Below are 14,556 nucleotides of genomic sequence, written 5' to 3' on the forward strand. Positions count from 1 at the left end.
TGGCGCAGGACCGCATGACGACGTCGGCGCGCCCTCCCGGGAGACTCGCCGGCGGTGCCGCCGTCGAGGTCCGCGGCTGGCGCTATCAGCATGCCGACCGGCCCGCCCCTGCCGTGGACGGGCTCGACCTTCACCTGGACCGGGGGGAGAAGGTGCTCCTGGTGGGGGCCTCCGGGGCCGGGAAGTCCACCCTGCTCCACGGGCTGGCCGGAGTGCTCCATGATGAGGAGGCCGTCTCCTCCGGTGAGTTGCTGATCGACGGGCTCGCCCCGGAGCAGGCCCGCGGCCGGATGGGTCTGATGCAGCAGGACCCGGAGTCCCAGGTGGTGCTCTCTCGGATGGGTGACGACGTCGCCTTCGCCCCGGAGAACCTCGCCGTGCCTGCGGACCAGATCTGGGACCGGGTGCGACAGGTGCTGGTGGAGACCGGCCTGGCCGGCTCGGGGGAGCAGGCCCAAGCACTGCTGGACCATCCCACCGCGCGGCTCTCCGGCGGGCAGAAGCAGCGGCTGGCGCTGGCCGGGATCCTGGCCATGCGCCCGGCCCTGCTGCTCCTCGACGAGCCCACCGCCAACCTGGACCCCGACGGCACCCGAAGAGTGCGGGACGCGGTCATCGAAGCCTCCGCGCGCCAGGGATCCACCCTGCTGGTGGTGGAGCACCGGCTGTCCACCTGGGCGGACCATGTGGACACTCTGATCGTGCTCGACACCGCCGGAGGCGTGCGCCACCGGGTACCCGCCGGGCGGATCCATGACGACGCCGATCTGCGGGCGGATCTGGTGGAGCTCGGGCTCTGGGTGCCGGGCCATGATCCGGTCCCGGACCTGCTTCTGGACACCGATGCCGGTGCCCAGCCTGAGGGCGCCACGGCGGGGCCCGAGGCCCTGAGGCCCCGGGTCCTGCTGACCGGACGGGAGCTCGCCGTCTCCCGGGAGAGGCCGCGGCGCCGTCAGTCCCGCCGTCCGGCACCGGTGCTTCAGGGGATCGACGTCGACCTCCCTGCCGGCCGGGCGCTGGGTATCACCGGTCGCAACGGGGCGGGGAAGTCGACCCTGCTGCTGAGTCTGGCCGGGCTGATCCCCGTCCACGAGGGCGAGCTCGTCGCCACCGGAGAGCTCAAAGGGCCGCGTGGCGAGGCCCTGACGGATGACCCGCACCGCTGGCGCTCGGCGGATCTGGTGGCTCGGCTCGGGATGGTGTTCCAGGAGCCGGAGCATCAGCTCGTCCGGCCCACGGTCCGCGAGGAGCTTGCGCTCGGCGCCCGGCAGGCACGGCAGCCCGGCGAGGACGCTCCGCTGTTCACCTCAGAGGACGTCGAGCACCGCGTGGCTCGGCTGCTCACCCGGCTGGGACTGGCGCATCTGGCGGAGGTCAACCCGTTCACCCTCTCCGGTGGGGAGAAGCGTCGGCTCTCCGTGGGCACGGTGCTCGCCGCCGGGCCGGAGGTCCTCATGCTGGACGAGCCGACGTTCGGGCAGGACGCCCACACCTTCGCCGCACTGATCCGACTGCTGCGCGAGCACCTCGACGACGGGGGCACCGTGGTGGCGGTGACCCATGACGAGGCGTTCCTGCGTGCTCTACAGGCCGAGGAGATGCCGCTGCGTCCTGAGGCGACCGGGCAGGCCGCCGCGGAGGACGCGCTCGAGGAGGAGGCGCTCGAGGAGGACGACTGCGCTGACGGGCGGACGCCGCGTGACGGCGTCGTCGACCACCGGGCCTCCCGACCGCGCGGCACCGCCGCCCCGATGCTGACCGGGGTGCGCTCCGAGTCTCGACTCGGGGGCGCCAACGCGCTGGCGAAGCTGTTCGCGGTGCTGCTGGTGACGGCCGCGCTGGTCTCCACCATGGACTGGGTCAGCTCCTCGGTGGTGATCGTGGCGAGCTTCCTGCTCCTGCCGTGGGCCGGACTGCGGCTGGGCCAGTTCCTGCTGCGGATCTGGCCCTTCGCGATCGGATCCGTGGTGGCCGTCTGGGGCACGGCGATCGCTGCTGAGGAGTCCGGGGCGGTGCTGCTGGACCTCGGATTCACCACGGTCAGCGAGGGCTCGGTGGAGCTGGGCATCGCGATGGGGGCCCGTGCGCTCGCCGTGGTGCTGCCCTCAGTGATCATCTTCTCCACCACGGATCCCACCGATCTGGCCGACTCGCTGGCCCAGCAGATGCGCCTGCCCGCGCGGTTCGTGCTCGGGGCGCTGGCGGCGATGCGGCTGCTGGGGCTGCTCGCCGAGCACTGGACCACCATCGGGCTGGCGCGGCGGGCGCGCGGCGTGGGCACACAGGGCGGGCTCCTGGGCAAGGTCCGGGCGACCTGCTCACAGGCCTTCGGGCTGCTGGTGCAGGCGATCCGGGTGGCCACCCGGCTGGCGGTGACCATGGAGTCCCGCGGCTTCGGTGCGTCCTCAGGTGCCTCCGGGCCTGCGCCGGCCCGGACCTGGGCCCGCCCGGCGAGCTTCAGCGTCGTCGACATCCCTGTGGTGCTGGGCGGTGCGCTGCTGGCCGTCGGGGCGTTGGCGGTTGCGGTGCTCAGCGGTCACTGGAACCCGGCCTGGTGATCGCCGATCGACAGGCCACCGCCGGGGCGCGATCGTCACATTGTGTCTTTTTTCTTGGGTGCGCCCTGCGTGCCGGACCGGAGAAGCGACGTCTGACCATGTGACGCCCGGGTCACCAGCGTGTGACGGCTCGCCCCGTGCCCGGGGAGCCCACCATCGCCGGGCCACCTCTGGTCGGTGCTTCTCGACCCCAGAATCACGCGGAACTTTGAAAGATGTGTTGCAGGTCTCCGACGATGCTGGCATGTTTCGCACAGGGTGACTCCTGAGCCGTGACAGTAGATGGAAAATCGGTATGGATGACACTCCTGCTTCCTCCATCACCGAAACTCATGCGGCTGACCTCCGTCATCCCTGCTCAGACGGGCCCGTCCACGCGTAGGGTGGGCATCACCTTGTTCAGATGTTAGATACGTCACTTGAGCTGATCGCACCGGCGCCGAGACGACATCACGAGATTCACCGTCCGATGGCCTGGCCCGTCCCCTGGGATGTCCGGGTCGGGCGCCGGAGCCTTCTGCTCGAGCGACGACGAATCGCTGCCGCCGGATGGCGGACTGCGTCATGTGAGGAACGCCCGTCCGTGAGTACGTCGACCATCAGCCCCCGGGGCGCCCCGGCTGAGCGAACTGCCCAGCCCGCCGCCCCAGCCGCGCCAGGACTCGCCCGTCGTCCCTGCCGCCGCCACGGGGGCCCACTGCAGGAGGGGCCACCGTGCTGAAGTTTCTCTCCCTGCGCCTGGTGCGCTACGCCGTGATGACTTTCGCGGTGACCTCGCTGTCCTATCTGATGGCCGTCAGCTTCTTCAATCCCGAGGCGCAGCTCATGGACATCATGGGCGGAGGCCTGGACCCGGAGGCCAGCCGGGCGAATGCCCAGGAGTCGCTGCGCCGTCTCGACCTTGATCCCGAGCAGAACATGCTCCAGAGGTACTGGGTGTGGATCACCGGCATCATCACCGCCTGGGACTGGGGTCGGATGCCCAACGGCGGCTTCGTCAACGACGAGTTCGCCATCCGCGTCTGGATCTCCACCCAGCTGACTCTGCTGGCGACCGTGCTGACGATGGTCATCGGCATCATCCTGGGCGTCTACGCCGCGGCCCGCCAGTATCGGATGGGGGACCGGGTGACCACCTGGTACTCCTACTTCACGATGATCGTGCCCGTCCCGGTGGCCTACCTGCTGGTTCAGCGGGGCGCCATCTGGGTCAACGAGCTGACCGGCCGACAGATCTTCTACGTCACGGGGTTCCGGAGCATCGGCGTGGAGGGCACCTGGAACCAGTTCGTGGACATGGCCGCCCACTACACGGTGCCCACTGTCGCGATGACGCTGTTCGGTTGGGCCGCGATGCAGATCTCGCAGCGGCAGTATCTGCTGGACTTCGTCAACGCGGACTTCGTCCGGACGGCACGAGCCACAGGTCTGACCCGGAACCAGGCGATCCGGAAGCACGCCCTGCGGGTCTCCTTCGTGCCCACCGCCCAGTCGATCGCCTTCACGATTCCGGCGCTGTTCACCGGCACGGTCATGGCTGAGATGGTCTTCAACTGGGACGGCCTCGGTTCCTGGGCACTGCGCGCGCTGCACGCCCACGACGTCAACTCCACCGTGATCATCGTCTTCTATGGCTGCATCATCTTCGCCATCGGTGCGATCCTCGCGGACTTCTTCACCTCCCTGGTCGACCCGAGAGTGAGGCTGTGATCCCATGTCCATCACTCCGCTCAGCACTGTGCAGAACACCCGTGCCTCCGCTGAGGAGATGCCCGGCCAGTCGGTGAGATTCCGACCGATGGGCAAGAAGCGGCTGATCCTCACCCGCTTCCTGCGCAACCGCCTGGCCGTGTTCGGCGTCTTCCTGCTGGCCCTGCTCAGTGCCTTCGCGCTCTTCGGGCACCACCTGACCCCCTGGCAGTACACGGAGCAGGACTTCCTCAACCTCGGCACCGGGCCCAGCGCGGAGCACTGGCTGGGCACCAACTCGGCCGGGGTGGACATGGTCGCCCTGCTCGCCCAGGGCACCCGGACCTCGTTGATGATCGGGCTGATCGTCGGCGTCCTAACCCCGCTGATGTCTCTGCTCGCCGGCTGTGCGATGGCGTATTTCGGCAAGTGGGTGGACCGCACCCTGATGTGGCTCATCGAGGCGCTGATCATGTTCCCGCAGATCATCCTGATCGGGATCATCATGACCGGGCGCGACGGCGGACCGGTCACCCTGGCGTTCATCATGGTCTTCTTCGGCTGGATGGCCTCCGCCCGACTCATCCGAGGCATGTCGCTGTCCTTCGTGGATCGGGACTTCGTCAAGGCCGCTCGGTTCATGGGAGTCCACCCGCTGCGGATCGTCTGGCGGCACCTGGCGCCCAACCTGGCCTCGCTGGCGATCATCAACGCCACCACCAGCGTGTGGGGCGCGATCCTCGCGGAGATCTCGCTGTCCTTCCTGGGCATCGGCGTCTCCGTGCCGGAGACCTCGCTGGGTCTGCTGATCTTCCAGGCGCGCAGCTACGTGTTCGGCCAGCAGCCGTGGATGTTCTGGGCGCCGGTGATCGCCTTTGGGCTCATCGTCGCGGCCCTGATGCTCATCAACGACGGGCTGCGCGACGCCCTCGACCCCGAGTCGCGTGCAGGAGGGAGGGCCACGGCATGAGCACCTCATCAGTCGACGCCGCACCGCGTCCCCCGGGCGAGCAGTCCGAGGTCGTGCTCTCCGTGCGGGACCTCAACGTCCGTTTCCCGTCGGAGGCGGGCACCGTGCATGCGGTGCGCGGGATGGACTTCGACCTGCGGGCCGGGCAGGTCCTCGGGATCGTCGGCGAGTCCGGCTCCGGGAAGTCCGTGACCTCGATGGCCATCATGGGGCTGCTTCCGCAGAATGCCCGCATCGACGGGGAGATCCGCCTGGGCGGGGAGTCCCTGCTGGGACTCAGCGACAAGGAGATGAGCCGGCACCGGGGCAACACGATCTCCATGGTCTTCCAAGATCCGCTGAGCTCGCTGACCCCGGTGCTGTCCGTCGGGCAGCAGATCACCGACGCCATCGGCAACCACAACCCGCAGATGACCCGGGAGCAGAAGGAGGCGCGCGCGGCCGAGCTGCTCGACAAGGTCGGCATCCCCTCCCCGGCGGAGCGGCTGAAGAACTTTCCTCACGAGTTCTCCGGAGGCATGCGGCAGCGGGTGATGATCGCGATCGCGATGGCCAATGACCCCGCGGTGATCATCTGCGACGAACCGACGACGGCTCTGGACGTCACCGTGCAGGCCCAGGTGTTGGAGCTGCTGAAAGTGGCCCAGCGGGAGACCGGTGCGGCGATCATCATGATCACCCACGATCTGGGCGTCGTCGCCGGTCTGGCCGACGATCTCATCGTCATGTACGCCGGGCGTCCGGTGGAGAAGGGGACGACCCGAGAGGTCTTCGCACGCCCGTCGATGCCCTACACCATGGGGCTGCTGGCCGCCGTCCCGCGCCTGGACGTCCACGCGGAGCATGCGCTGGCCACGATCCCGGGTCGGCCGCCGAACCTCACCGATCCGCCCAGCGGCTGCCCCTTCGCGCCGCGCTGTCCGATGGCCACCGGTCTCTGTGAGGAGGGCGAACCGGTGCTGCGGCCGGTGCCCATGCCGGGCGCGGACGGCGTCGGGCCGGTGCACAGCGCGGCCTGTGTGCGGCTCGAGGAGACGCATCTGTCCGACCCCCGGGTGGTCTACGGGGTGGAGAAGGTCGCCCCGTCGGCCATCGAGCTGACTCCACGGGAGTCGCGCCGGACGGTGCTGGAGGTCGGGCATCTGAGTCGGCGCTTCGAGCTGCGTTCCCGGCTGCTGAAGCGCCGGCTGGGCACTATCCAGGCAGTGGATGACGTCAGCTTCGAGGTGCGGGAGGCCGAATGCTTCTCCATCGTGGGGGAGTCCGGCTCGGGGAAGAGCACCACGCTGCTGGAGATCATGGAGCTGGACCCGCCCGAGGGCTCTACGATCCATCTCGCAGGAACGGAGATCCACGGCTCGAAGAAGAAGCACCGGGCGTCCAAGGAGCAGCGTGCCGGGATCCAGATGGTCTTCCAGGACCCCACCGGAGCTCTCTCCCCACGGCAGACCGTCTACGAGCTGCTCGCCGAGCCGATGCAGGCCCAGGGGTGGAAGCCGGAGCGCATCACCGCCCGGGTCTTCGAGCTGGTCGAGATCGTGGGCTTGCAGCCGGATCACCTGGACCGGTTCCCCAACGCCTTCTCCGGAGGGCAGCGGCAGCGCATCGGTATCGCCCGGGCGCTGGCCCTGGACCCGGAGATCATCGTCCTCGACGAGCCGGTCTCCGCCCTGGACGTGTCCATCCAGGCCGGGGTCATCAATCTGCTGCAGCGGCTGAAGTCAGAGCTGGGGCTCTCCTACGTGATGGTCGCCCATGATCTCTCGGTGGTGCGCCACATCTCGGACCGAGTGGCGGTCATGTACCTGGGACGACTGGTGGAGATCGGTGACGTCGAGCAGATCTATGAGAACCCGCGGCACCCCTACACGCAGGCTCTGCTCGCGGCGATCCCGGTGCCCGACCCTGAGGTCGAGACGCGCCGGAAGCATCTCGTGCTGGAGGGCGATCTGCCTTCGCCCACGGACGTGCCGGTCGGCTGCAGCTTCCGTCCCCGGTGTCCTCTCTACGTGATGCTGCCGAAGGACAGGCAGACCGTGTGCGAGGAGGTCGAGCCCGAGCTGGAGCATCTGGATGGCAGAGCCGATGTCGACCAACGGGTGGCCTGCCACCATCCGACCGATCTGCTCGGTGTCAAGCAGACCTCGCTGAGCTGAGCGGCGATGTGCTGAAGAGTCTCCGGCCGAGGAGCCCGCCCGCCTCGACCGGTCAGTGGCCCTGAGACGGCGAAGCCTCGTCGGTCAGGGAGGGAAGAGCGGAGCTTGGGCGTCCGTGCATTCGTACTGGAGGAGAGGACAGATGACATTTCCGAAGAGAAGGACCCTGCGACGCAGGGCAGCGCTGCCCGGTGCCGTGCTGGCGATCGGCGCGCTGACCCTGTCGGGCTGCGGCGACGGTGAGGGCGGAGGTGGCGGATCTGCTCCCGATGAGGCCTCACTGAGCGGCGATCTCGCCGAGGTCTATGACATCAACGCCCAGCCTGCCGACGCCCTCCAGGAGGGCGGCCAGCTCACCCTGCCGATCGGTCACCTGGGTCCGAACTTCAACGGTCTGACCAATGCGGGCAACGCGCAGGACACCCGGCAGATCCTCAGCGCCGTGCACACCGCCAGCGCCTGGAGGTTGGACCCGGAGGGCGACTACGTCCTGAACGAGGACTACTTCCTCTCCGCGGAGCAGGAGATCACCGACGACGGCGTCCAGCTGCTCCACTATGAGCTCAATCCGGAGGCCGTCTGGAACGACGGCACGCCGATCGACTTCGAGACCTATGAGCACACCCTCGCCATCCGTTCCGGGGACGAGGAGGGCTACGACCTGGTGAGCACCACGGCCTATGACCAGGTCGAGAGTGTCGAGCAGGGTGAGGATGAGTGGCACTTCACCATCACCATGGAGGAGATGTATCAGCCCTGGCAGAGCATCTTCAACGGGGGCAGTCAGGGAGACAGCCCCATCATCCACCCGGACGTGGACACTCCGGAGGAGTTCAACGACGGATTCGTGAACGACGTCCGTCCCGAGTTCCTCGCGGGCCCCTTCACCGTGGACACCATGGACCTGGCCGCCAATGTCATCTCGTTGGTGCCCAACGAGAACTGGTGGGGCGAGGCGCCGGTGCTCGATCGGCTGAACTTCGCCACCTATGAGGCCAGTGCGACCATCCCGGCGTTCCAGAACGGCGAGATCGATGCCACCAGCGTCGCGACCCGGCCCCGCTACGAGGAGCTCACCGAGTGGTCCGAGGACGGCTACGACATCCGTCGGGGCCAGCGCATGGCCACCTGTGGCTTCGTGCTTAACGGGGACGCCACCAACCTCGACGACGTGGCGGTGCGTGAGGCGATCTTCCGCGTCCTGGACCGCGGGCAGCTCGCCGCCATCCAGTTCGAAGGCATCAACTGGGACGAGGAGACTCCCGGGTCCTGGCTGATGATGCCCTTCGATGAGCGCTATGAGGACGCCTACCCGGTCGAGGACGACGACCCGGAGGGTGCCGAGGAGGTGCTCGAGGAGGCCGGCTGGACCTTCGAGAGTGAGGACGACGAGTTCCGCAGCCGCGACGGCGAGGAGCTCCGCGTCGTCTTCAACACCTTCGGGGATGACCCGATCAACCAGGCCATGGTCCAGGCCGCGCAGAGCATGGCGGCCGGTGCCGGGATGAACCTGGACGTCAACAACCAGGGGGCGGGGCAGTTCGGCGAGGTCGTCGGCGGGCGTGACTTCGGCCTGGTCAACATGTGCTACGGCAAGGCCGGGGCGGACCCGACCAGTGCCCCCAACCAGTTCTACTCCACTGGTGACGGAAACCTGACCGGGCTGGGGAACGAGGAGCTCGACGACCGGATCAGCGAGCTGTTCGGCATCGAGGACGACGATGAGCGCTTCGCCGAGGCGCAGGCCCTGGAGCAGGAGGCGCTCAGCGAGTACTTCCACTACCTCGCCTACGCCAACGGTCCGGTGATCACCGCCTTCCGTGAGGGGCTCGCGAACTACGGTCCGAGCCTCTTCGAGACCACGGACTGGACTCAGGTCGGCTGGGAGGACGACGCCGGCCACGACGGCACCGACACCGGCGTCGACGTCGAGGAGCTCGAGGACACGGATCCCGAGGACGCGGACGAGGATGCTGACGAGGCTGAGGACACGGAGGCTGAGGAAGCCGACGAGGATGCCGACGAGGAGGACGCGGACGAGGAGGACTGAGGCTTCCCGGCCCCCGCGACGCGTCATGTGTCCCCGTCCTGTTCGTTCGTCCCCGTGCAATTCCACGGGGACGAACGAACATCACGGGGACAAGACGCAGAGCAGAGAGAGCCCACCAAGTGCTGGTGGTGTCAGGGTGCGGCCGGGGAACGGTGCCGTGGGAATGAGGCAGCTCCTACAGTTCGCTCCATGAGCGATGATGATGCTGAGTCAGAGATGCTGCTGCGCTACCTGCAGGGGCTCCGTGAGGCCCTGCTGTGGAAGCTCGACGGCGTCCCGGAGCATGACGTCCGCCGGCCGCTGACGGCGACCGGGACGAACCTGCTGGGCCTGGTCAAGCATGTGGCCAGCATGGAGATGGGCTACTTCACCGCACCGCTGGGCCGTCCCAGTCCGGTGCCGATGCCGTGGCTGGAGGCCGGCGCCGCCCTCAACGCTGACCTCTACGCGACCGAAGAGGAGAGCAGCGAGTGGGTGCGGGACTTCTACCGCACCTCCTGGCGGACCACCGACGACGCCGTCGCCGAGCTGGGCCTGGGTGCGCCTGCCCAGGTGCCCTGGTGGGGAAAGAACGGGCGCACCACTCTGGGGCGGCTGGTGGTCCACCTGATCGCTGAGACCGCACGGCACGCGGGTCATGCCGACATCCTGCGTGAGCAGCTCGACGGCGCCGTGGGCATGCAGGACGGCAATGACAACATGCCCCCGGCCGGGGATGCCGAGTGGCAGGACCATGTGGTGGAGCTGCAGCGCATCGCCGACGAATTCCTCTGAGCGTGAGGCGTCTGCGGAACCAGGGGAGGGATTTGGCCGGCGCTCCCGGGACGCGGCGCTGCGACGTAGGCTGGGCCCATGCGTATCGCAGCAGCACAGATCGTCACCGGTGAGGACCCGCAGCAGAACCTGGCGCTCGTCGAGAAGTGGACGGCGCAGGCCGTGGAGGCCGGCGCCCGTCTGGTGGTGTTCCCCGAGGCCGTTCAGCGGGCTTTCGGGCACTCGCTGACACCCATCGCCGAGCCTGTCGACGGCGCCTGGGGCACCGAGCTGCGCCGGATCGCGGAGCGCCACGGGGTCGCGATCGTCGCGGGCATGTTCACCCCCGCACAGCCGGGGGAGCAGGGCCGCGAGCGGGTCACGAACACCCTCCTCGCAGTGGACGGCGCAGTGGACGGCACCGGAAACGGCGTGCTGGCCGCCTACGACAAGATCCACCTCTACGACGCCTTCGGCTTCCAGGAGTCCAAGACCGTGGCACCCGGTGAGGCCCCGGCCCGGTTCGCTCTGGACGGGCAGACGCTGGGGCTGGCGACCTGCTATGACATCCGCTTCCCGAACCTGTTCACCGCCCACGCCCGGGCCGGGGCGCTCGCCACCATCCTGCCGGCGTCGTGGGGTGCCGGGCCGGGCAAGGTGGACCAGTGGCGGCTGCTGGCTCGTGCCCGGGCGCTGGACTCCACGCAGTACGTGATCGCCTGCGGTCAGGGCCTGCCCTCGGCCGCCGGCGTCGAGCCAGTGGAAGGGGCGCCCACCGGGGTGGGGCACTCGATGATCGTCTCGCCCACCGGAGAGGTGCTCGCCGAGGCCGGGGAGGCCCCGGAGCTTCTGGTGGCGGACCTCGACGCCGACGTCGTCACCGCTGCCCGGCAGAAGCTCCCGGTGCTGGCCAATGCCCGGGAGATCCCGCAGGTCTGAGGCTCACAGAGCCCAGAGGGCTCAGGAGTCTGCGGGACGACGGCTGACGGCCCGTCCTGTCATCGACTGGCTGTGACGCCCGCCATGTGATGAGATGAAGGCTGTGACACGGGGTGCCGCACTCTGCGGCTGAGATGACACCCGTCGAACCTGATCCAGTTAGCACTGGCGAAGGGATCGTCCGGCTGGTGCGGCGTTCGGCCGCATCGCGGCGGTGAGCATCGGTCCGCAGATGGCCGCAGGCTCACGTCGCACATCGCCTGCGGGCTGCCTTCGCCTCGAGACGAGAGGCACGCATGAGCACCGCCACCATCACCACAGAAGCCACCGCCCAGCACAACGACGGCGCGCTGCCGCTGAGCGAACAGGTCGTCGTCGTCACCGGCGGCGCCCGCGGCCTGGGCGCAGCCCTGACCGCCGCCTTCCTGCGCGAGGGCGCCCGGGTGGTGGTCAACTACCACTCCTCGCAGGCCGCCGCCGAGGAGATCGCTGCCGCCCACGCGGAGCGGGCGCTCGCGGTGCAGGCCGACGTCCGCGACGCGGGGCAGGTCCGCAGCCTGATCAGCACCGCGAGGGAGCACTTCGAGCGTCCGGTGACCACGGTGGTGAACAACGCCCTGGTGGACTTCGCTTTCACCGGCGACGCCCGCTCCAAGGCCGACGCGATCACCGCCGAGGAGTTCGAGGCCCAGTTCGCCGGCTCCGTGACCGGTCCGCTGAACCTCATCCAGGCGGCCCTGCCCGGGATGCGCGAAGCCGGCCAGGGCCGAGTCATCACCATCGGCACCAACCTCTTCCAGCACCCGGTGGTGCCCTACCACGACTACACCGCCGCCAAGGCGGCCCTGCTCTCGCTGACCCGTACCTTCGCCGACGACCTCGGCCCCGACGGCATCACCGTCAACATGGTCTCCGGTGGGCTGCTGCGCACCACCGACGCCTCCGCCGCCACCCCTGAGGTGGTCTTCGACGCCATCGCCGCCGGCACTCCGCTGCGCAAGGTCACCACCCCGGAGCAGCTGGCCGACGCCGCGCTGTTCTTCGCCTCCCCGTGGTCCCGCGGGGTCACCGGGCAGAATCTCATCGTCGACGGCGGGCTGGTGAAGGGCTGAGCATGGGAACGGTCGCACCGGAGGTCAAGCTCAACCTGTTCCTCTTCGGCGTCGGGCACCACAAGGCCGCCTGGCGCGCCCCGGACTCCGCTGTCGAGCGCCTCGGCGACGTCGACTACTACATCGACCTGGCCCGCACCGCCGAGCGCGGGAAGCTGGACGCGGTGTTCTTCGCCGACGGCCACTCGCTGGGCATCGGCGCTGTCGAGGACGGCCCCACCTGGTTCCTGGAGCCGCTGACGCTGCTCTCCGCCATGAGTCAGCACACCGAACGGATCGGGCTGGTCAGCACGGTCTCCTCCACGTTCTGGACACCGTTCCACGCGGCCCGGCTGCTCGCCGGCCTGGACCACATCAGCGGCGGTCGCATCGGCTGGAACGTGGTGACCTCCATGTTCGACGCCGAGGCGCAGAACCACTCCTATCCGTCTATGCCTGCCCATGCAGAACGCTACGCCCGGGCCGAGGAGTTCATCGACGCCGTCATCCGGCTCTGGGACTCCTGGCCGCAGGAGTCCCTGCTGCACGAGCGGGACGGCCGCTACGCCGACGGTGGCATGATCGCGCCCATCGACCACCAAGGCGAGCACTTCCAGGTCGCGGGGCCGCTCAACGTGCCCCGCCCGCCGCAGGGCCGGCCGGTGCTCTTCCAGGCCGGGGCCTCGGAGCAGGGCCGGGACCTCGCCTCACGTCACGCGGAGGCGATCTACGCCGTCGCCTACGACGCCGAGGCCGCACTGGCCTACAGCACCGACGTGCGACGCCGGCTCGCCACCGTCGGCCGTGACCCCCGCGGCACCGCGATCATGCCCGGGCTGGTCACCTACGTGGGCTCGACCATAGCTGAGGCGCGGGCCAAGCAGGCCGCCCTGGACGAGCTGCTGCCCACCGAAGCCTCGCTGCGCCAGCTGAGCGTGTTCATCGGTCAGGACGCCTCGGGCTGGGAGCTGGACGCGCCGGTCCCGGATCTGCCCCCGTTGGAGGAGTTCACCGGGCCCAAGGGCCGCTACGCGACGATCCTGCGGATCATCGCCACCGAACAGCCCACGGTCCGGCAGCTGCTGGGACGGCTCGCCGCCGGGGGAGGGCACTGCACCATGGTTGGCACCCCGGAGTCCATCGCAGACGAGATTGAACGCTGGGTCGACGCCGGCGCCGCCGACGGCTTCAACCTCATGCCGCCCACCCTGCCGGGCGGGATCGAGGACTTCGTGGAGCACGTGGTCCCGGAGCTGCAGCGCCGTGGCCGATTCCGGAGCGAATACACCGGCACCACGCTGCGCGACCACCTCGGCCTGCAGATCCCGGAGCGGCGCGGCTCCGAGGTGCAGGAGTCCGCGCTCAGTCCAGCGGGTGGTTGACGGGCAGGTCCTCGGCGAGCAGATCGATCAGCTCAGCGGTGAGCTCGTCGTCCACGGCCAGGTCGGCGTCGTCGAGGCGGGCCACCGGGGAGACCAGCCGCACGGAGGAGGCCAGGAAGAGATGGTCGGCGTCGAGCAGGTCCTGCGGAGTCAGCGGCCCGTAGCCCAGCTCCCACCCGGCCTTCTCGGCGGCGGTGAAGATCGCGCCCTGGGTGGTGCCGGGCAGGATGCCGGTCTCCAGCACCGGGGTGGTGAGTCGGCGGGCGCCGTTCGCCCCGCGGGTGACGATCAGCACCGTGGAGGTGGGTCCTTCCAGGACCTGCCCGTCGGAGGTGGTGTAGATGACGTCGTCGAAGCCATGCTGCCTCGCCCAGCGCAGCGAGGCCATGTTGACCGCGTAGCTCAGCGACTTCGCCCCCAGCAGCAGCCAGGGTGCGCGTTCGGCGGCGGTGGAGTCATAGCCGCGGTCCAGGAGGGTCACGCCCACCGGCTGGCCCCGGATGGCGCGCATCGCCTCGGTCACCGGGCTCAGCAGCGCCCAGTACGTCCCGGCAAAGGCAGGATCGTCGGAGGCTGGCTCGCCCTCCACCCCGCGGGTGGCGACGAGCTTGATGGTCAGCTCCTCCGGCAGGGCGCCGCGGGTGCGGTACTCCTCGAAGCCCAGTTCGACGGCCGCCCGCCAGCTTTGCGCCGGAGGGATGCTGATGTCCAGGATGTCCGCAGAGCGGGCCAACCGCTCCAGGTGGGCCTCGATCTTGCGGACCTGGCCCTCCACCGCGTACATGGTCTCGAAGACCCCGTCGCCGCGCACGGCACCGAGATCCGTGACCCGCAGCTGCGGCTGGTGCGGGTCAAAGATCAGTCCGTCAGGGTGCTCGACGTCGATCCGCACGGCGACGGCGGCGACGGAGTCCTCGTGGAAGTGCTCAGCCATGTCCCTCAGCATAGGCCGCTCAGAGGGCAGGGGA

Annotated in this window: 10 protein-coding genes and 1 riboswitch; of the genes, 9 read left to right on the plus strand and 1 reads right to left on the minus strand. The window is 69.2% G+C overall.

What is annotated here, in order from left to right; translation table 11 throughout:
* The first annotated feature begins 14 nt into the window (after positions 1 to 14).
* The 9 genes from ODE13_RS08035 to ODE13_RS08075 all read left to right on the plus strand — a co-directional run bounded on the left by ODE13_RS08035 (position 15) and on the right by ODE13_RS08075 (position 13,588).
* The gene (locus tag ODE13_RS08035) at positions 15 to 2,558 is read left to right on the plus strand and encodes an ATP-binding cassette domain-containing protein (protein ID WP_322478805.1); all 2,544 of its coding nucleotides are present in this window, start codon (positions 15 to 17) and stop codon (positions 2,556 to 2,558) included.
* A 714-nt stretch (positions 2,559 to 3,272) separates the two neighbouring features.
* Complete coding sequence (locus ODE13_RS08040) at positions 3,273 to 4,268, plus strand: ABC transporter permease subunit (protein ID WP_179541801.1); 996 nt, start codon at positions 3,273 to 3,275, stop codon at positions 4,266 to 4,268.
* Between the two features lie 4 nt (positions 4,269 to 4,272).
* Positions 4,273 to 5,217, plus strand: coding sequence for an ABC transporter permease (locus ODE13_RS08045; RefSeq protein ID WP_179541802.1), 945 nt, complete (start codon positions 4,273 to 4,275; stop codon positions 5,215 to 5,217).
* Positions 5,214 to 7,373, plus strand: coding sequence for an ABC transporter ATP-binding protein (locus tag ODE13_RS08050; protein ID WP_322478806.1), 2,160 nt, complete (start codon positions 5,214 to 5,216; stop codon positions 7,371 to 7,373). Before ODE13_RS08045 ends, ODE13_RS08050 begins: the two co-directional genes overlap by 4 nt.
* A 142-nt stretch (positions 7,374 to 7,515) precedes the next feature.
* On the plus strand, positions 7,516 to 9,423 hold the full coding sequence (locus ODE13_RS08055) for an ABC transporter family substrate-binding protein (protein ID WP_322478807.1): 1,908 nt from the start codon (positions 7,516 to 7,518) through the stop codon (positions 9,421 to 9,423).
* A gap of 189 nt (positions 9,424 to 9,612) precedes the next feature.
* Positions 9,613 to 10,197, plus strand: a complete 585-nt coding sequence (locus tag ODE13_RS08060) for a DinB family protein (RefSeq protein ID WP_322478808.1) — start codon at positions 9,613 to 9,615, stop codon at positions 10,195 to 10,197.
* Positions 10,198 to 10,275: 78 nt separating this feature from the next.
* Entirely contained in the window at positions 10,276 to 11,115 is an 840-nt protein-coding gene (locus ODE13_RS08065) for a carbon-nitrogen hydrolase family protein (protein ID WP_322478809.1), read from the plus strand.
* A 99-nt stretch (positions 11,116 to 11,214) separates the two neighbouring features.
* A riboswitch (TPP riboswitch) is annotated at positions 11,215 to 11,310 on the plus strand.
* Between the two features lie 101 nt (positions 11,311 to 11,411).
* Positions 11,412 to 12,227, plus strand: coding sequence for a 3-oxoacyl-ACP reductase (locus ODE13_RS08070; RefSeq protein WP_322478810.1), 816 nt, complete (start codon positions 11,412 to 11,414; stop codon positions 12,225 to 12,227).
* A gap of 2 nt (positions 12,228 to 12,229) precedes the next feature.
* A complete protein-coding gene (locus tag ODE13_RS08075) occupies positions 12,230 to 13,588 on the plus strand; it encodes an LLM class flavin-dependent oxidoreductase (protein WP_322478811.1) in 1,359 nt (452 codons plus the stop codon).
* On the opposite strand, the gene ODE13_RS08080 is transcribed toward ODE13_RS08075, so the two are convergent.
* Entirely contained in the window at positions 13,569 to 14,522 is a 954-nt protein-coding gene (locus ODE13_RS08080) for an aminotransferase class IV (RefSeq protein WP_322478812.1), read from the minus strand. The two genes, ODE13_RS08075 and ODE13_RS08080, sit on opposite strands and share 20 nt — an antisense overlap.
* Positions 14,523 to 14,556 lie beyond the last annotated feature (34 nt).

It is taken from the genome of Nesterenkonia sp. HG001 (assembly GCF_034438835.1).
Classification (GTDB): domain Bacteria; phylum Actinomycetota; class Actinomycetes; order Actinomycetales; family Micrococcaceae; genus Nesterenkonia; species Nesterenkonia xinjiangensis.